Origin of the sequence: Streptomyces antibioticus, assembly GCF_002019855.1 — a bacterium.
GTDB lineage: Bacteria > Actinomycetota > Actinomycetes > Streptomycetales > Streptomycetaceae > Streptomyces > Streptomyces antibioticus_B.
Genome location: NZ_CM007717.1, coordinates 8,216,100 through 8,234,207, shown reverse-complemented (window position 1 = coordinate 8,234,207; position 18,108 = coordinate 8,216,100). Strand labels below are relative to the sequence as shown.

The window sequence follows — 18,108 nt, the reverse complement described above, 5'->3', positions numbered from 1 at the left end:
TGTGCAGGCTACGAGGCGAGCGTCCGGTTTGGGCTCTGTACCGGTCCCGTTTGCCCCTGTCAGCGTGATGGAGCGACGGCCTGGGGGTCCAACGGGCGCCCGACGAGTGAGTCGAGGACGTAGCGTGCGGCGATGAGGGCGTCGATCGCCGCGTCGATCCTGCGGCGCTCCTTCGCCAGGCCGTCGATGAGTTCTGGGCAACGCCCGGCCAGGACGACCGTGTCGTCGACGGCGCCGGGAAGGATCTCCGCGACGGCGGACGTGCCGAGGCCTGCGGAGAGCAGGATCTGGATGCGCCGCACGGTGGTGACGGTGCGTTCGTCGTAGTCACGGTAGCCGTTCGGCAGGCGCGTCGGGGTGAGCAGGTTCTGCTCTTCGTAGTAGCGCAGGGAGCGCTGGCTCACGCCGGTGCGGCGTGAGAGTTCGCCGATCCTCATGAGGACGAGTCCAGCAGGGCTTGACCTTGACGTCAATGTGAAGGTTTAGCGTTCGGTGCATGATCGCAACCCCGCATGAGAGCGCACCACTTACGCCCGTGACCGTCCTCGGCCTCGGCCCGATGGGCCGCGCCCTGGCCTCCGCCTTCCTCAACGCCCGTCAGCCGGTAACCGTTTGGAACCGCACGCCGGGGAAGGCCGGCGACCTTCCCGACCGTGGTGCCGTGGTGGTCGACTCGGTCCAGGCCGCGGTGCGGGCCGGAGAGGTGATCATTGTCTGCCTCATCGACTACGACGCCGTGCGGGCCACGCTCGAAGACTCGCGGGCGGACTGGACGAACCGGCGCCTGATCAACCTCACCAGTGGAGAACCGGCTCAAGCTCGCCAGATGTCACAGTGGGCTTCCGCACGCGGAATCGACTACCTCGACGGCGCGATCCTGACCCCGACCCCGACGATCGGCACCCCAGCCGCCGCCGTCCTCCTCAGCGGCTCCCACGATGTCTACGAGTCAGTCCGGGAGACGATGAACGCCGTCGGCAGCACCGTGACGCATCTCGGCGACGATCCCGGCCAGGCATCCGCATACGAGGTCGCACTGCTGGACATCTTCGCGACCTCGGTCAACGGCATCGTGCACGCCTTCGCGCTCGCGTCCGCCGAGGGGATCGAGCCCGAACGGTTCGCCGCCCTCGCCACCGGCATCGGTGGCCTCCTCCCGGAGATGATCACGCGCTTCGCTCAGCAGATCCGGGCTGACCACTACCCCGGAGACCGGTCCACGATCGCTTCCGCAGCGTCCGGGATCACTCACGTCATCAACACCGCCACCAGCCACGGAATCGATGCGGCGATGCTCACCGCGGCAAAGGCCGTCATCGACCGGGCGGTCGCCGACGGCTACGGGTCGGAGGGACTGGCACGTCTGACGACCGTCCTGCACAAGGAAGCCACTGGCACTGGCACTGCATAGAGGCACAACCGCCTTCAGCCGGCACGACTACTTCTCATACACCGGTGACTCCGTCGATCCTCTCCCGGATGAGGTCTGCGTGGCCGTTGTGACGTGCGTACTCCTCGATCATGTGCACCATGATCCAGCGCAGGGAGACCCCCTGCTCGCCGGCGTGAGCCGCTTCCTGTTCGGACAGTCGGCCGGAGTCGTCCAGCGATGCGTCGGCGATCAGCTCACGGCCCCGGGCGACCTCGGACTGCCAGACGGCCATCACCTTGTCGAGCCCTCGGTCCGGACCGAGTGCGTAGCCGTCGACGTTGTTCTCCCCGAAGACCGGCGGCACGTCCTGGTTTGCGAACACGCGCTGGAACCAGTTGCGTTCGACCTCAGCCATGTGCTGCACGAGACCGAGCAGCGTCATCGGCGAGGGCGGCACTGCGGCGAGCCGTAGTTGGTCGCCCTTGAGGCCCGAACACTTCAGGGCAAGCGTGGCTCGGTGAAAGTCCAGCCATGCCTCCAGCATGGCGCGCTCGTCGGCGTGCGCGGGTGGGATGGGCCGTCCGTCCGGTGTCGTATGCATCGGAACACCATGGCAGCAACAGTCCCCCACGTGTTGTACGTGGGGGACTTGTCGGGCCGACCGGCCACAGCACCTGCGTTCCCAGGTCTGTGGTCTGTGGTCTGTGGTCTGTGGCGGTCAGACGCGCGGACGTTCGAAGGTCAGCAGCAGTCCCTCGACGGCGCCGGGGCCTATGCGGCCCTTGACGTCGGCAGCGGTAATGGCCTTGAGGCCCCAGCCGTCCTCGGCATGCTTGTTCAGGACCTTCTCCAGCTTGTCGCTGTCCAGGGCGTCGCCGATCAGCGATTCCCGGAAGGTGACGACCTTGTATTCGTAGACCTGGGCGCTGCTCATGACGTGGTCCTCCTGCTGGCCGAGTCGGGGTGAGATTGTTGGGGCCAGCCAATCACCCCTGGGTACGGGTACATACGTCGGCCCCCGATACCTCTCTGGCTCTGCATCGCTAGAGTGCGGTGCCGACATCGAGAGCGGGAGCAACACGGGTGAACGACGACGAGAGCATACGGCGCTACGGTCTCCACCCCGTGGGCACCGACCTCGACGACATCCGCGAACTGTTGAAAGACCACACGGAACGTGAGCGGCGCTCTCAGGGCGAGGGCGACACCGAGCTGATGAAGCTCTGCTGCGTCCAGTTGTTCAATGCCGGGGTCACCGAGGACGTACTCCTCATCTGGGACGCGAAGACCGCAAGCATGGATGCCGCCTGTTCGATCGATGTCCAGTTGCTGTGCGGACGGGGGCTCACCGAGACGAAGACGTATCTCTCGGCCCTTGGTACGCCGGAGGCAGAAGCGGCTCTTGAGCGGCTGCTCGAGTGTGAAGAGGCGGGCGATTTCGAAGACTTCGGCGTCGAGGAGTACTCGGCCCGGTACGCCGACTACTACGACGAGTGAGGCGGAGCGACAGCGCGACACTCTCTGGAGAGCCCTGAACAAGTCCTGGGCACCGGGTGGGAAATCCACACAACGCTGCCAGGCGAGGGCGAGCCGCGCGCTGCGTGTGCCGGTCTCCGTGCAGGATGGCTTCCCTGCGGATGTCGAGAACCCGCCACCGGCTCCGTCCCAGGAGCATGGGCGGCCACCTCCGGCCGTACAAGGGAGAAGGAGAAAGCGGCATGGCGATTCAGCGGATGGACAATGTCGGCATCGTCGTAGAGGACCTGGATGCCGCTGTCGCGTTCTTCCTGGAACTCGGTATGGAGCTGGAGGGCAGGGCGGAGATCGAGGGTGCCTTCGCCGACCAGTGCACCGGACTCGACGGTGTCCGCTGTGACGTCGCGATGGTCCGGACCCCGGACGGCCACAGCCGGCTCGAGCTGGCGAAGTACCGCAGCCCCGCGGTGATCAGCGACGGACCGCGCAACCGGCCCCACAACGTTCTGGGCACGCACCGCGTCATGTTCGCCGTCGACGACATCAAGGACACCGTTGCCCGGCTGCGCCCTCACGGCGCCGAACTCGTCGGCGAGATCGCGCGGTTCGAGGACAGCTATCTGCTCTGCTACCTCCGTGGACCGGAGGGCATCATCGTCGGGCTGGCCGAACAATTGGGCTGACCGGACGGAACCGGACCGGACAGCCGAAAAGGTCATCGCCAAGCTTAAGTGAGCAATGTTCAGGACTTGTGGATCGATTCCGGGAAGGCACGCCCGTGCTCAGCGCAGTCACCGACGACGGCTCCACCCAGTCCGGTTCCCTGATCGATGAGATCGTGCGGGAAGGCGCCCGCCGGATGCTCGCCACCGCGTCGACGATGAGACGGGCGAGCGCAAACGGTTCTCCTCGAAGATCCTGCCGCCGTGGTGCCGTAAGTCCCCGAAGCTCTCCGAAGTGCTGCCGCTGCTCTACTTGCACGGCTTGTCGTCCGGCGACTTCGTCCCGGCGCTGGAGCAGTTCCTCGGCGGCACCGCCGGGCTGTCGGCCGCGACCGTGACACGGCTGACCAGGCAGTGGAGCGAGGACCACGCTGCCTTCCAGAATCGGGACCTGTCGGATCGCGACTTCGTCTGCGTGTGGGCTGACGGCGTGCACCCGAAGGTCCGGCTGGGCCAGGCCCACTCGTGCGTCCTGGTCCTGCTCGGGGTCCGGCTGGACGGCACGAAAGAGCTGATCGCCCTGGCCGAGGGCCTGCGGGTGTCGACCGAGTCGTGGTCCGATTTGCTGCGCGACTGTCGCCGGCGCGGGATGCGCGACCCCGAGCTGGTCATCTGCGACGGTGCCATGGGCCTGTGGCGGGCACTCGCCGGGGTGTTCCCGGCAGCCAGGCCGCAAAGGTGCTGGGTTCACATAGCCCGCAACGTCGCGAACTGCCTGCCAAGTCCGCGCAGCCCGGCGCGACGAAGGCGATGCAGGAGATCTACAACGCCGAGGACCGCACCCACGCCGAGAAGGCGAACTCCTGGCCTTCTACGATTTCCCCGCCGAGCACTGGATTCACTTGCGGACCACCAACCCCATCGAGTCGACCTTCTCCACGGTCAAGCTCCGCACCAAGGTCACCCGTGGCGCGGGCAGCCCGGCGGCCGCCCTCGCGATGGTGTTCAAGTTGGTCGAGTCCGCTCAGGCCCGATGGCGTACGATCACCGGATCCCACCTGGTGTCCCTGGTTCGCGCCGGTGCACGATTCGAGAACGGCGTCCTGGTCGAGCGCGAGGAGCAGGCCGCATGAACGTCCACGACATCCTGCAGAACCCGGACGAGCACGTCCGCTTCGCGGCCTACCTCGACAAGCTGGAGCACGTTGCCGACGCGAACGAGGTCAGCCTGGTCAGCCGCGTGCTCAGTGATCCGGACCAGACGATGGCCCAGTCCGCTGTGCTGCGGCACCTGGACCGTCGAGCCGCCGGCCTCTACCCCGGTCCCGCCTACGAGGGGTGGGCGCAGGCGATGACCCAGGCCACGATCGACCACCCCTTCCTGGCTCAGCGCCTGCGGGAGTGGTCACTCTTCCGCGCCGTCACGCTCAAGCTGCCCTGGCAGCCGGAGGACCTGCTCGCGTCATCCAACTGGCTCCAGCTCAAGACCGCCGCCGGGACGAACAGCGAGGCCATCGAGATCCTCGCCAAAGCCGGCCGCACCAAGCGGATCCGTAACACTGCCACGATCGGCCACAACCACCGCAGCGAGAGCTGAAAACAGCTCACCCACAACTCATGACTATTGCTCGCTCAAGTACGCCCAGTCCCGGCCCGACAAAACTGCCTGGCCGGGCTGCCCGGCGGTGCCGACGCACGGGCCTCGCCTCCGACAGCGCCGACGATGTCGCGCTCCTCGCGCTGCGACTCCCATCGGCCGACCGTCCTCGGGACGTGGCAACCGGAGCAGACTGACTTGAGCGGGGCGGCTGAGAGCAGGGTGGCAATGCAGGGATGCCGCCGTCGGCCTGCGCCTTGGCTCGTAGGGGCGGTGCGGTCTCGGCCCGCCATGGTGATCCGGAGCAGCTCGCGGTGCGCCTGGGCTGCCGTCATCGGTACCGGCCGGCACCGTTCGGCATCGCCTCCAGCGCGGCACTGCGACCAGTGGTCAGTCTGTCAGCACGGCATGCCAGGATCCGGGCATGACGGGTACCGATGCAGCTCATGGCCTGGACGTTCTCCGCGCGGACATCCCCTTCTACACGCTCACCTTCGCCAAGGGCCTGTCCCCCATCGAGTTGCTGACCCGTATGGGGGTGGACCCCGAGACGCCGGCCCTCCGCGACCGCCTGGATCTGGAGGACTACTTCGGTGACACCGTCCTCGACAAGGACGAACCGGTGGTGACGACCGGGGTCGACGGTGTGTGGACCTGGGCATGGGAGCAGGGCGGCAGTCATGGGCTGGACGAGGCGGTGCTGTCCAGGGTCTCGGAGGGGACGGAGGCAGTCGCGCTTCACTACAACGACAAGCCGATGCACTGGTTCAAGTACGCGGTCGGGGGCGACATCGTCGTCGGCTTCCACACCCTTCAGCCGGTCGAGTGGACCGGCCTGGATCCCCACCGGCTCGATGCGTTCATGCGCCCTCTCGGCCTCGTTTCAGGGGAGTCGGCTCCGTTGTACGGCGTCCTGGCTCTCGCCGAGGCAGCCTTCGGGCTGCGGGTGACGCCGGCCGGGGAGGGTCAGGAACGCTGGAGCGGCAGTCTGCTGCCTCTGCCCGCTGAGAGGTGAGGGGCTTCCCAGCGCGGTGCCGGTGTCGGCGATGGGGTGTAGTGGACCAGGTCGAGCCGACTTCCGGGGCGCTCTGTGCGCCTTCGGCGGCAGCAGCTCCTGCGGGGTGGTGAATTGCGGCTCCGTGCCCCTGGCCGCTTCGCCCCAGAGGATCGCGACGGTCCGGCACCTCGGCCAGGCGTTCCATCAGGCACGGGAACGGTCCCGAGATGCTCGCGGAGTTGGTCAAAGGCCGGCGGAATCGACGATGACGCGTCGGCCGGTACGGTTCATTCGACCGCGGTGTCCGCCGCCTCTGCGTCTGCCTCCGCATCCCCCTCCGCCTCCCCCTCCGCCTCCGCCTCCGCCTCCGCCTCCGCCTCCCAACGAAGCAAGTCGCCCGGCTGGCACGCGAGCACCTCGCAGAGCGCGGCGAGCGTCGCGAAGCGCACCGCCTTGGCGCGGCCGTTCTTGAGTACCGCCAGGTTGGCAGGCGTGATCCCCACGCGGTCGGCAAGCTCGCCCACGGACATCTTCCGCCTGGCCAGCATCACGTCGATGTCAACGGCGATGGGCATCAGATCACCTCGTCCAACTCGGCCTGCATCTGCGTCGCTTCGACGTCGCGGGCGACGGCCTGGGCGAGCAGCATCCGCAGCACGAGCACGATGAGCGCGATTCCCAGGATGGCCACGCCGATCCCGCCCATGATGAGGGTGACACCGGGGTCGTCCCGCTGGCCGGGCGCGTTCAGGGCCGTGACCGCGAACCACACGAGGGCAGCCGCGACGATCGCGCCGATGATGACGTCCACGTACCGGAAAGCGGCGTGGGAGAACACGGTTCCGCGTCGCACCATCGTCACCAGTCGCCAGACACAGACCACGGCGACCTGGACTGTCCCGATGCCCAGGATCGTGATCACGCGCAGCGGGGTCAGCGGGAGCGAGCCGTCCTCCGGGTCGTTCCCGCTGACCAACGCCCACACCATCAATGCCTGTACGAGCACCGTGCCGGTGAGCACCACCACGAGCACGGCGCGCAGCGCGCGCACTGTCAGCTTTCCCACTGCTCCACCTTTCCATCGAGATACGATGGGAATCTATCGAATATCGATAGATCGAGCAATGGCTGAGTCGGTGACGGGTCGCGGACTCGCCCATGGCGGCATGCCCTCGCCTCCTCTCCTGCGGCTTGCGCGATACGAAGTTCATGGCGAGGCGCCTCAAGAGGGCAGCGCACTCAGCTCGCCACCGTCGGCGAACAGAACCGCTCCATTGACGTAAGAGCTGGCCTCGCCGACGAGGAACGACACGACTTCGGCAATCTCGCGAGGGTCTCCGGCCCGGCCGCGGGCGTTCGTCCTGTCCAGCATCGCTACGTGCTCACCGAGCATGGCCTTCGTGCCCTCGGTGCGCACGGGGCCGGGCGAGACGGTGTTGACGCGCACCCCGGACCGGCCGAACTCGGTCGCCCAGTAGCGGGTGAGGATCTCGGCGCCGGCCTTGGAGGCGGCGTAGGCGGCGCCGACCGGGGCGGGCATGCGGGCCGCGCTGGAGCCGACGATCACGATCGAGCCGTGTCCCCGCTCGGCCATGCCCGGTGCCAGCGCACCGACCAGCAGGAACGGCGCGCGCGTGTTGACCGCGACCTGCCGGTCGAAGCTCGCGGCGTCACTCGCGGCCGTCGGGGCGAACTCGTACAGCCCCGCACTGTTGACCAGGATGTCCACCGCTCCGGCCTCGGCGGCCAGGCGGAGCGTGTCATCGGCGTCGGCGAGGTCCGCGGCGACGAAACGGGCACTGCCGCCCTCGGTCTCGATCTCCTTGACCAGGGCCGCGCCACGGACGTGATCGCGGCCGTGCAGGACGACGTACGCGCCCTGGCGGGCCAGCTTCCGGGCGACGGCCTTGCCGATGCCGGACGTCGCTCCGGTGACGAGTGCGGTACGGCCGTGCAGAACGGTGGTTCCGGCGTTCATGGCGGTCTTCCTTGCCGTGGTGCTCACGGCGCGCGGTGCGGATCACGACCGGCGCCCTTCCACAAACAACTATGCATCGCAGATGTTCTGTCAGCAAGAACATCTGTCGATGAGCGTATGCGGTACGATGTGCCGGTGAGCGCATCCACGTCCGAGAGCATGAAGCCGCGCGCCGAGGCGGAGCCCCTGACGCTGGACACCGATCTGGGCTGGGCGATCCGCATGGTCTCCGCGGCCTTCCGCCGCGTCGCCACCGACTCCGTCACCGACCTGCCCGGCGGGGCCCGCGGCTACCTGGTCCTGGTCGCGCTGGCCGGCGGCAGCGAGCCGCCTTCCCAGCTCGCCCTGGCCAAAGAGGTCAGCCTCGACCGCACGGTGATGACCTACCTCCTCGACGACCTCGAAGCCCACGACCTGGTCACCCGCAAACCCGACCCCCGCGACCGTCGCGCCCGCCAGGTGCTCCTCACCGACACCGGACGCGCCCGTCTCGCGGAGGTACGCGAGAAGCTCGGCGCCGCCGAGGCGCGCCTGCTCACGGACCTCGACGCCAAGGACACCGAGCAACTGCGCACGCTGCTCGCCCGCGTCGCGCAGACCGCACAGCGCGAGGTCATCGGCCCCGACGCGGCGGAGTGTTAGGCGCGCGCATGGCGTTGTCGGCGGGCTGGAATAGGCTCACCGCATGGTGCGGAGCAGTGCGGAAAACGTCGTCGGGTATCTGGCCGAGGTGCCCGAGGAACGCAGGGACGCCCTGATCAGGCTGCGGCAACTGTGCCGAGCCGAGCTCACGGGGTTCGACGAGGTCATGGCATACGGCATGCCGACGTACCAGCGGGACGGCGCCGCCGAGATCGCCTTCGCGAGCCAGACGCAGTACATCTCCTTCTACCTCATGCGGAGCGACGTTCGGGAGGCGTTCGAGGAGCGGTTGAGCGGACGGGACATGGGCAAGGGCTGTCTGCGGTTCCGCAAGCCGGGGGACGTCGATTTCGATCTGGTGCGAGACCTGTTGAGGGCTGTGGCGACTGCCCCGGGCACGATCTGCTGAGGGGGCGGTGGGGATCGGTTCCGCACGAGGCACGCGCGGCCGGCAGTGGGCGGAGCCTGCGGACATCGCGCCCCACGAAGAACATCCGCAGGCCCTTCGTCAGATTGCCGACACGCCCGCACCAGGCCGCCGCACCATGAAGACGTCGATCGGGTCCTGAGCCTCCACCGTGAACCCATGGCGCTCGTACAGCCGTCGGGCGGCGCTGCCCTGGAGGACGTTCAGACGAACGGGCACGCCGTCGGCATCGATCCGTTCCAGCACGGCGCGCAGCACGGCCGATCCGAGGCCCCGGCCCTGAAGGTGCGGTGCGAGATAGAAGTGCTCCAGCCACCGGCCGTCCTCCGCCGGCCGCACCGTCACGCAGCCCGCGAAGGCGTCATCGGCCACGACGATCGACGTGTGGTGCGCAGAGAAGGAATCCCGCAGCCGCTGCCGGACCCTGTGCTCGTCGAACCGTCCCAATCGCTCCAGGTCCGGGCGCATCACCACCGCCCGCAACTCCGCGACCGCCTCGACATCCGCCGGTTCCGCGGAACGCAGCGCCCAGTCCATGGGACGGCCCGGCCTTGTGCCGTCCGCCTTCGCACTCTTCGTCATGGGCCACAGCATCTCAACAACCCATGACGGCTCCTTCACGGTACGCGCGAGCAGGTCAGGGCTCTGTCGTGGCGACCTTGAGGCCGAAGCCGATGAGGACGACACCCGTGGTCCGGTCCATCGCCCGGCGCACGCGGGGCTTCTGGAAGAAGGCGCGCGCTTTGGCCAGGAGCATCACGTAACCGCCGAGCCACACCGCGGTCAGCAGCGCGTGAGTGAGGACCAGCAGTGCCATACCGGCGTGCGGGGACAGGCCGGCCGGGGCCAGCGCGGGCAGCAGGCCGGTGTAGAAGACGGCGATCTTGGGGTTGAAGACGTTGCTGATCAGACCGGTCCGCCAGGGACTGCCGAGGACGGGCGCGGCGGGGAGGGTGCCCACGGTCCGTGCGTGCGGCGCCTGCGGGCCGGGCAGGTCGTTGCCGTCATCCCCGGCGGCCTGGCCGCGTCGGCTGTGGACCAGTGCCTGGACGCCGAGGAGGACCAAGTAGGCGGCCCCGGCCAGCTTGACCAGGGTGTACGCGGTCGCGGAGGCAGCCAGAACCGCAGAGAGACCCACGACCGTGAGAACGCCCCACACCAGCAGGCCCGTGGTGATCCCGCCGACCGTCCGCAGACCGTCCCGCCATCCGGCCGAGACGGCCCGCTTCGTCACGACGGCCATGTCCGGACCGGGCACCACGGTCAGCACGGCCAGCACACCGGCGGCGGTGAGGAACTGTATGAGCACGCTTGCAGTCTCACATCCCCGGGCCCCCGGCCGTGCGAGCAGACCTTCACATTGTTCCGACAGCACGGTGAGGCGATGGCTGCGCCCCTGCCGCCCGCAGCACTTCGGCGGTGTCAGGGTGCGGACCGCCGTCCGCCCACTCCAGCGGTGTCCTGCCCGTGCCCTGGTCTTCGCGGAGATTGGGATCCGCGCCGTGTGCCAGCAACTGCCGGACCGTTTCGGTGTGTCCCCAGCAGGCGGCCGCACACAACGGTGTGCCGTCCGAGCCGGGGCCGCTGCTCTCGATGTCGGGGGAAGCCCCGGCTTCCAAGAGCAGACGGGCTATCTCGGCCTCACCCTGCACCGAGGCCAAGTACAGCGGAGTGGTGCCGTCGCCATCCCTCCAGTCCGGATCTGCTCCCCTGCGCAACAGAGCCTTCGTGCTTCTGCCGTCCCCTGTGAGGATCGCTTCGAAGAGACGATGCGAGAGCTTCTTCTGCCGGCGTTGCTTCATGGTCCGTCAGGCTAGCGATCACGAGCCCGTCGCCCTCCGTAAGCCTCCCCCGTGTCTCATGACCGATGTGGTGAACTCAGCGGGTGCAAAACGGCGTTGGCGTGCGATGCTGGGCGCTCACTTCCGTCTCACCCCGAGTCGTACCACTCGGGCGCGATCTGACAACGTTGTCAGATCCAACAGGCCCCGCCCGTGCGTGCGTTGAACAACAACTGCTGGAGAGGTTGACGTGCCGATCAGATCCCACCCTCCCTTCGCCCACCCACCCGTGGCCCCTCCGAGACCCGCCCGCCCGCAGTGCCATCCCCGCCCGCGCCCCCTGCGCGCAACCATCGCCGCGCTGCTCGCCGGGGCGCTCGGTGTCGCCGCACTCGCGGGTGGCGGTACGGCGTCGGCGGTGCCCGTCGCGGCGGCCCCGGCTGCGGGGGCCGGGGGGACGGACTACACGCGTCTCGTCGACCCGTTCGTGTCCACCGCCGGGGATGACGGCAACGATCTGCCCGGCGCGCAGGCGCCGCACGGGCTGGCGAAAGTCAACCCGCTGACCACGCCGGGCCGTAACCACACCGGGTACGACTACAACGAGGACCACATCGCGGGCTTCACCGCGACGAACCTCGACGGCGTCGGCGGTTCGGGAGGCGGTGGTGACCTGCTCGTGGTGCCGACCTCCGTGCGGTACGACAAGCGCCCCGCCCCCAGCACGTACGCCCACGAGTTCAGCCACGACGACGAGACCGCGACGCCCGGCTACTACCAGGTCGGCCTCGGGGCCATCTCCGGAACCGCGTCCTCGGTGAAACGGGATTCCGGCACCATCCAGGCCGAGTTGGCCGCGACGACCCGCACGGCGCTCGAACGGTTCAGCTTCCCCGCCGGGTCGAACCCGCAGCTCGTCCTCGATCTCGCGAACAACTTCACCAGCCGCACCCGCTCGACGCTGAAGGCGACGACGCTCGCGGACGGGACCACGTCCATCACCGGGCTCGTCGCCGGATCGTTCAACGGCGCCTCGTACAAGCTGTTCTACGCGGCCACCACGAACGTTCCCGTGGCCTCGCTCAAGAGTTGGGGCGGCGACGGCCGGCTGAGCGACGCGACCGCGCAGGAGGGGACCGACACCGGCGCCGTGCTCGGGTTCGACGCGGCCGCCGCGGACGACATCGAGCTGCGCATCACGCTGTCGCCGATCAGCGAGGAACAGGCAGCGGCCGACCAGCGCAGTGAAGTGGGCGGGCTCACCTTCGAGCAGGCCCGCGCGCAGACCAAGGCGGCCTGGAACAGCGCGCTCGGCGCCGTCGACGTGCGCTCCTCGGCGAAGTCCGATCCCGACGCGACGCTCACCAAGCAGTTCTACACGCACCTGTACCGCATGTACGCGCTGCCGGTGAACGCCACCAGCACCAGCGGGACGTACCGCGGGGTGGACGGCCGTGTGCACAAGGCCAACGGGTTCACGTACTACGACGGTTGGTCCACCTGGGACGACTTCCGCAAGTACTCGGTCGAGGCGTACATCGACCCGGCCGCCTACCGGGACATGGTGCAGTCGCTCGTCGTGCTCTTCGCCGACGCGCGCGCCTCGGGCAAGAGCCTGGGCAGCCTCACCCACTCGGTGCCGACCGTGCGGTGGGAGCGCTCGGCCGTGCTGGTCGCCGACGCGCTGTCGAAGGGCTTCAAGAACTTCGACCGGCTCGACGAGGCGTACCCGGCGCTGCTGTCGTACTCCGGGTACTACACGGGCGCGCAGTTGCGGCAGGGTTACGTCAGCGGCGATCCCGGTACGACCGTGCAGCGCGGCTACGACCAGTGGGCGCTGTCCGTCATCGCCGACGCGCTCGGCAAGGACGCGGACGCGAAGAAGCTGCGCACACAGGCGACGATGGCGATCGACAACCTCGTGAAGCCCGGCGCCTGGACCGCCGCCGACGGCACGAAGGTGGGTCTGCTCACCCCGCGCGCGACGGGCGGGGCCTGGCAGAGCGCCGACTACGAGAAGTTCGAGGCGGCCGGCCTCTACCAGGGCACGCTCTGGCAGTACCACTGGTACGACGCGTACGACATGGGCGGCCTCATCAAGGCCATGGGCGGCGACAAGGCCGGCAAGGCCGCGGTCAGACACCTGTTCGGCGAGGACTCCGGCGCCGACGACGGCTCGACCATGCTGCACTCCAACGCGAACGAGATCGACCTTCAGGCCCCGTACCTCTTCAACTACACAGGTGAGCCGAGCCTGACGCAGAAGTGGGTACGCGCCATCTACACCGGCACGACCTGGAACCGCTACATCGCGACGGGCTCGACCAACGAAGCCCCCAGCTCCGGCGGCGAGTTCAGGCCGCCGATCAAGACCAAGGTCTACAAGCTCGCCCCGGACGGCTTCCTGCCGACCATGGACAACGACGCCGGCACCATGTCGACCATGTTCGTCGCCGCCGCCCTGGGTCTGTTCCCGGTGACCGCCGGTTCGAGCCAGTTCCAGATCGGCAGCCCGTTCTTCGACTCCACGACGATCACCTACGCCAACGGCTCGCGGTTCACGGTGAAGGCCGACGGGGTGTCGCCGAGCAGCTACTACGTGCAGAGCGCGACCCTCAACGGCAAGCGGTTCGGCAACACTTGGCTCGACTACGCGCACATCGTCTCGGGCGGAACCCTCGACTTCACCATGGGTTCCAAGCCTTCGCAGTGGGGCACGCGCACCGAGCCCGCCTACTCGCTCGACACCCATGGGGGTGACACGGGCGGCGGCGCGGGAACGGGCAAGGGCGACACCGTCGTCTCCGCCCGCCCGACCACCGTGGGCACCACCGAGAACGGCACCCTCGACGGCAGCGTGCAGCTCACCCTGTCCGGTCCGGCGTCCTTCGCCGCCCGCAAAGGAACCAGCCTGACGAAGACCGGAGCGGCCACCGTGACGGGCCTGCCGGGCGGAGTCAGGGCCGACCTGCGCGTCACCGGATCGCGTACAGCTACGCTCTCGCTCACCGGCACAGCACAGGTCGACGCACGCATCGGCATCACGTTCGCCGATACCGCCTTCGCTCACGGCATTCCGGCCTCGACCGTGCGCGGCACCGGGGTGTCCCCGACCGATTCGCTCCTCGTCTCCGCCGCCGCGGTGCACCGCAAGTCGCTGCGCGCGCTGGTCGATCAGGCGTCCCTGGTGCGCAGCGGCAACTACTCCGACGGCTCCTGGACGTTGTTCCGCTCGGCGCTCGAACGCGCGCGGACCGTTCTCGCGGACACCACGTCGGCGACGGGCACGCTGATGGCGGCGCAGGACGCGCTGGAGTCGGCCGTCGACACGCTCACCATCGACGAGGGCGGTTACGCCGTCCTCCAGGCCGAGTCCCCCGACGAGATGGAAGGCCCCCGCCTCACGAAGGAGAAGAACAACTCCGACGGCAACCTCGGTGGTGTCACCGAGGGAGCGTGGGAGCGGTACGCCAAGCTGGACTTCGGCGGGGTCGCCCCGCGGTCCGTGTCGGTGCGCTACGCCAACTCGCAGGCCACGACCGCGAAGCCGAGCAGCGTCGACATCCACGCCGGCGCCGCGGACGGGCCCGTCGTCGCCACCGTCCAGCTTCCCGGAACGGGCGGCTGGCAGTACTACAGCACCGTGCAGGCGGCCGTCACCGACCCGGACGCCCTGCTGCGCGCCTCCAGTGCGACGTTCGTGTTCCACGCGCCGGCCGGGCAGCAGTGGGTGTCGAACTTCGACTGGTACCAGTTCTCGCCGTACGAGGTCCCCTCCTCCCCCGCCACCACGCTCGCCACACTGACCGCGGTCAACAGCACGACAACCGGCGGCGGTTCGGCGCCGCTCAACCTCTCGAACGGCATCTTCGAGAACGTCACGAACGGCGCGTGGGCCGAGTGGAAGGACACCGATCTCCGCAACGGCGCCGACACCGTCACCGTCCGCTACGACAAGCCCCAGTCGCGCGCGGCCTCGGACTCGCACATCGAGCTGCGCCTCGGCTCGCGGGACGGCCCGAAGACCGTCGCCGTCCCCCTCGACTACACCGGATCCGGCTGGGGCACCATCGCCACCACGAGCGTGGACCTCGACCCGGGCGTCTTCACCGGCGTCCAGGACGTGTACGCCACCTTCGTCTCCGGCACCCACTCGTCGTCGCAGCCCTATGTGGGCAACATCTACGCGCTGACGCTCACTCAGGAGGCCGACGCACCGGCGGGCTTCGACGCCACCGCGTTCCGCTCCCACAGCGGCGGCGGCCTCAAGAGCGAGCCGGTCGGCTGGAGCGGCGCGGGTTCCACCACCAACCTCGGCGGCACCTACGACGGGGCCTGGCTCGACTACGGGGACATCGACTTCGGCGGTTCCCCGAAGAACACCGTCACCCTCACCTACGTCAACAACTCCGCGCGCTGCGGCATAGGTTCGGCCGTCCAGCTCTACCTGGACTCCTTCGACCCGGCCCGTCCGGGGACGCCGTACGCGACCGTCCCGCTGCCGGTGACCGGGTCCGCGTGGTCGTCCGGAGGGACGACGAGCCTCACCCTGCCCACGGCGATCACGGGCAGGCACTCGGTCCATCTGCGGCTGACGACGACGCCGGACTCCTCGCACCCGTACGTCGCGAATCTGGGCCGCATCACCTTCGCCCACGTGGCGGCGCCCGCCGTCACGGACAAGTCCGCCCTGCGCAAGGCGATCGAGCGGTACGAGGGGCTCTCCGCCGACGCGGCGCGCTACACCACCATCGACTTCGGTGTGTTCCGGCGCGAACTCGCCGCCGCCCGCACCCTCCTGGACGCCGAAGGCGCTGGCCAGCTCGAAGTCGACAACCTGACCCGCAGCCTGACCTTCGCCGCCCAGCAGTTGGTCCCGCTGCCGAGACTCCGCCTGGAGAACCTGGTCACGACCGCCTCACTCATCGACAACTCCCGCTACACGGAGGCGTCGTGGAAGGCGTTCAGCAAAGCACTCGCCGAGGCGAAGACCACGGTGGCGGACGACAAGGCGACGGACGCGACCCTGACGGATCGCCATAGCGCCCTCCAGCGTGCCCTGTCCGCGCTCGTCACCAAGCCCAAGGCCGTGCCGGCCGCGCCCGACGCGGTGTCGGCGACCTCGGCGGGCACGAGCGTGACCGTCGCCTGGTCCGCGCCTCGTGACACCGGCGGTTCGCCGGTCACCGGCTACAGGGTCACCCTGGACGACGGCCACCAGGTCGAGATCCGCGATCCGGACAGCCGCAGCACGACGTTCGCCCGGCTGCCGTCCGGCAAGCCGTACACGGCGCGGGTCCGCGCGGTGAACGCCGTCGGCACCTCGCAGCCGAGCCCGCCCACGGCACCCGTGGTGACCGGCGGGAGCAAGCCGCAGAAGCCGGGCGTCACGGGTGTGTTCACCGACGGCGAGCTGGTCCGCGTGGACTGGCGGCCGGCCGGGGACGGCGGCTTCCCGGTCCTCGGCTACACCGTGGCCCTCGGCGACGGAACCACCACACACGTCTCCGCCACGACCCACACGGCCGTGCTCGCGACGAAGGGCAGGGCGAAGGCGCACACGGCGACCGTCACCGCCGTCACCCTGGCCGGAACCTCGGACGACAACCCTGAGCCCACGAGAGCAAACACCGCTTCCGACCCGTCCTACGAACCGTCCCCCTTCCCCGACGACGTCCTCAACGCGACCTACGCATCGGACAAGTGGCCCGGATCCGGCGACGGCACCGACTACTTCACCAGCCTCCTCGACGGCTTCACCGACCTCGGCCCCGGCATCCTCGGCGCCAACAGCAAGCAGCCCCAGGGCGCTTCGCTGACCGCGGAGAACGACCGGATCGCCGTACGCATCAACAACGCGGCGACGCAGAAGGACGTCGACCGGGCCGACATCGACGCGACGAACAGCTCCACCGTCACCATGGCCGACGGCCTCGGCTCCCGGCTCGGCCCGATGTACAGCGAGGCCCTGAAGAACGGCCAACTGCCCAAGACCAGCGCCCTGTTCTCCCGCGTCACGAAGAACCTCGACAAGGGCGACGCGGCGAAGAACCGCTTCGGCTATCTGCGCCCGTACGTGCGGCTCGGGTTCGTCGGCGACGGCGGCCATGTCTACGAGTCGCAGAACGGCTCGTACGGCGGCCTCGCCACCAGCGGCTCGTACCCGAGCGGGCACACCTACGGCGGTTACGAGGCGGGTACGATCCTCGCCACGCTCCTGCCCGAGCTGGCGCCGTCGATCCTCGCGCGCACCTCGGAGTACGGCGACAACCGTGTCGTCCTCGGGTTCCACTACCCGCTGGACGTCATGGGCGGCCGGATCTCGGCGCAGGCGACCGTCGCGCACCGGTGGGCGGATCCCGAGTTCGCGGATCTGCTGAAGCAGGCCCACACGGAGATCGAGAGCGTCCTGCTCGCGCAGTGCGAGAAGGAGGGGTACGGCAGCACGCTCACGGCCTGCGAGGGCGACTCCTACGCCGGCTTGAGCAGGGCGCAGAGCGTCGACCTGTACACCCGGCGTCTGACCTACGGTTTCTCGCAGGCCGGCAAGGCCGGGCAGGCTCTGCGGGCGCCGTCCGACGCGGCGGCCCTGCTGATCACGGCCTTCCCGGACCTCACCGCCGAACAGCGCACCCAGGTCCTGGAGCAGACCGCCACGGACTCCGGCTATCCCCTCGACCTCACCTCGGCGGGCGAGGCGAGCTGGCAGCGGATCAACCTGGCGGCGGCGATGTCGGCGACGGTGGTCGTGGGCGCCGACGGTTCGGTCACGGTGACGAACTTCGCGGACGCCACCAAGGCCAGTGTCGCCGACGCGTCGGCGATCACCGTGGGAGGTGTGGCGATCGACGGGTTCGACCCGAACGTGTCCACGTACGTCGTCGACTGGCCGAGGAACAAGAGGATCCCGGCCGTCTCCGCCGTACCGGCACAGCCCGGCGCCCGGGTGAAGGTCAGCGACGGCAGCACGGTCCTGTCGCCGAACGGCTCCCGGCTCACCACCCGCACCATCAAGGTGACGTCGGCCAACGGTTCGTTCACCCGCACGTACGCGATCGGGTTCCATCCGACGAGCAGCGATCACCGGACGGTCGCAACCAGTGGCAACGAACTCTGGTCACCGGCGTCGGAATGGGAGGGACTGCTCGTGAAGTAGCGTCGATGGCCCTCTGGTTG

At 69.0% G+C, this 18,108-nt stretch carries 17 protein-coding genes and 1 pseudogene; 9 read left to right on the top strand and 9 right to left on the bottom strand.

What is annotated here, in order from left to right:
* Positions 1–59: 59 nt before the first annotated feature.
* Positions 60–437 (bottom strand): MerR family transcriptional regulator, encoded by a 378-nt coding sequence (locus tag AFM16_RS36985; protein WP_078636618.1) that lies wholly within the window; start codon positions 435–437, stop codon positions 60–62.
* Positions 438–496: 59 nt separating this feature from the next.
* On the opposite strand from AFM16_RS36985, the gene AFM16_RS36980 reads away from it, so the two are divergent.
* On the top strand, positions 497–1,411 hold the full coding sequence (locus tag AFM16_RS36980; RefSeq protein ID WP_078636617.1) for an NAD(P)-dependent oxidoreductase: 915 nt from the start codon (positions 497–499) through the stop codon (positions 1,409–1,411).
* A 34-nt stretch (positions 1,412–1,445) separates the two neighbouring features.
* On the opposite strand, the gene AFM16_RS36975 is transcribed toward AFM16_RS36980, so the two are convergent.
* Both AFM16_RS36975 and AFM16_RS36970 read right to left on the bottom strand, forming a co-directional pair.
* Positions 1,446–1,973: a DinB family protein gene (locus AFM16_RS36975; protein ID WP_107419228.1), complete on the bottom strand. Its 528-nt coding sequence runs from the start codon at positions 1,971–1,973 to the stop codon at positions 1,446–1,448.
* Between the two features lie 117 nt (positions 1,974–2,090).
* Positions 2,091–2,306 carry a DUF4177 domain-containing protein gene (locus AFM16_RS36970; RefSeq protein WP_030797182.1) on the bottom strand — a complete coding sequence of 72 codons (216 nt, stop codon included), beginning with the start codon at positions 2,304–2,306 and terminating at the stop codon, positions 2,091–2,093.
* Between the two features lie 149 nt (positions 2,307–2,455).
* On the opposite strand from AFM16_RS36970, the gene AFM16_RS36965 reads away from it, so the two are divergent.
* From AFM16_RS36965 to AFM16_RS36945, 5 genes and pseudogenes are all read left to right on the top strand, one after another.
* A complete protein-coding gene (locus AFM16_RS36965; RefSeq protein WP_078636615.1) occupies positions 2,456–2,869 on the top strand; it encodes a hypothetical protein in 414 nt (137 codons plus the stop codon).
* 221 nt (positions 2,870–3,090) lie between these two features.
* Positions 3,091–3,531 carry a VOC family protein gene (locus AFM16_RS36960; RefSeq protein ID WP_030797187.1) on the top strand — a complete coding sequence of 147 codons (441 nt, stop codon included), beginning with the start codon at positions 3,091–3,093 and terminating at the stop codon, positions 3,529–3,531.
* A 187-nt stretch (positions 3,532–3,718) separates the two neighbouring features.
* Positions 3,719–4,643, top strand: a pseudogene (locus tag AFM16_RS36955) (IS256 family transposase); the annotation flags it as partial.
* The gene (locus tag AFM16_RS36950; RefSeq protein WP_078636614.1) at positions 4,640–5,107 is read left to right on the top strand and encodes a hypothetical protein; all 468 of its coding nucleotides are present in this window, start codon (positions 4,640–4,642) and stop codon (positions 5,105–5,107) included. The pseudogene AFM16_RS36955 and the gene AFM16_RS36950, both read left to right, overlap by 4 nt.
* A gap of 424 nt (positions 5,108–5,531) precedes the next feature.
* Positions 5,532–6,122, top strand: coding sequence for a DUF6461 domain-containing protein (locus AFM16_RS36945; protein WP_245177907.1), 591 nt, complete (start codon positions 5,532–5,534; stop codon positions 6,120–6,122).
* Positions 6,123–6,391: 269 nt separating this feature from the next.
* On the opposite strand, the gene AFM16_RS36940 is transcribed toward AFM16_RS36945, so the two are convergent.
* The 3 genes from AFM16_RS36940 to AFM16_RS36930 all read right to left on the bottom strand — a co-directional run bounded on the left by AFM16_RS36940 (position 6,392) and on the right by AFM16_RS36930 (position 8,082).
* Positions 6,392–6,679: a helix-turn-helix domain-containing protein gene (locus AFM16_RS36940; protein WP_078636613.1), complete on the bottom strand. Its 288-nt coding sequence runs from the start codon at positions 6,677–6,679 to the stop codon at positions 6,392–6,394.
* On the bottom strand, positions 6,679–7,170 hold the full coding sequence (locus AFM16_RS36935; protein WP_078636612.1) for a DUF2975 domain-containing protein: 492 nt from the start codon (positions 7,168–7,170) through the stop codon (positions 6,679–6,681). Before AFM16_RS36935 ends, AFM16_RS36940 begins: the two co-directional genes overlap by 1 nt.
* Before the next feature lie 156 nt (positions 7,171–7,326).
* Positions 7,327–8,082: an SDR family NAD(P)-dependent oxidoreductase gene (locus AFM16_RS36930; RefSeq protein ID WP_078636611.1), complete on the bottom strand. Its 756-nt coding sequence runs from the start codon at positions 8,080–8,082 to the stop codon at positions 7,327–7,329.
* A 135-nt stretch (positions 8,083–8,217) separates the two neighbouring features.
* Here AFM16_RS36930 and AFM16_RS36925 point away from each other — a divergent pair, with 135 nt between their 5' ends.
* Positions 8,218–8,724, top strand: a complete 507-nt coding sequence (locus AFM16_RS36925; RefSeq protein WP_245177906.1) for a MarR family winged helix-turn-helix transcriptional regulator — start codon at positions 8,218–8,220, stop codon at positions 8,722–8,724.
* A 43-nt stretch (positions 8,725–8,767) separates the two neighbouring features.
* Positions 8,768–9,133: an iron chaperone gene (locus AFM16_RS36920; protein ID WP_078636609.1), complete on the top strand. Its 366-nt coding sequence runs from the start codon at positions 8,768–8,770 to the stop codon at positions 9,131–9,133.
* A gap of 99 nt (positions 9,134–9,232) precedes the next feature.
* On the opposite strand, the gene AFM16_RS36915 is transcribed toward AFM16_RS36920, so the two are convergent.
* From AFM16_RS36915 to AFM16_RS36905, 3 genes are all read right to left on the bottom strand, one after another.
* The gene (locus tag AFM16_RS36915) at positions 9,233–9,688 is read right to left on the bottom strand and encodes a GNAT family N-acetyltransferase (protein ID WP_078637237.1); all 456 of its coding nucleotides are present in this window, start codon (positions 9,686–9,688) and stop codon (positions 9,233–9,235) included.
* Between the two features lie 100 nt (positions 9,689–9,788).
* Positions 9,789–10,460 carry a LysE family translocator gene (locus tag AFM16_RS36910; protein ID WP_078636608.1) on the bottom strand — a complete coding sequence of 224 codons (672 nt, stop codon included), beginning with the start codon at positions 10,458–10,460 and terminating at the stop codon, positions 9,789–9,791.
* A gap of 46 nt (positions 10,461–10,506) precedes the next feature.
* The gene (locus AFM16_RS36905; protein WP_078636607.1) at positions 10,507–10,953 is read right to left on the bottom strand and encodes an ankyrin repeat domain-containing protein; all 447 of its coding nucleotides are present in this window, start codon (positions 10,951–10,953) and stop codon (positions 10,507–10,509) included.
* 268 nt (positions 10,954–11,221) lie between these two features.
* Between AFM16_RS36905 and AFM16_RS36900 the strand changes: the two genes are divergently transcribed.
* The gene (locus tag AFM16_RS36900; protein WP_107419227.1) at positions 11,222–18,088 is read left to right on the top strand and encodes a glycoside hydrolase domain-containing protein; all 6,867 of its coding nucleotides are present in this window, start codon (positions 11,222–11,224) and stop codon (positions 18,086–18,088) included.
* Positions 18,089–18,108: the final 20 nt, after the last annotated feature.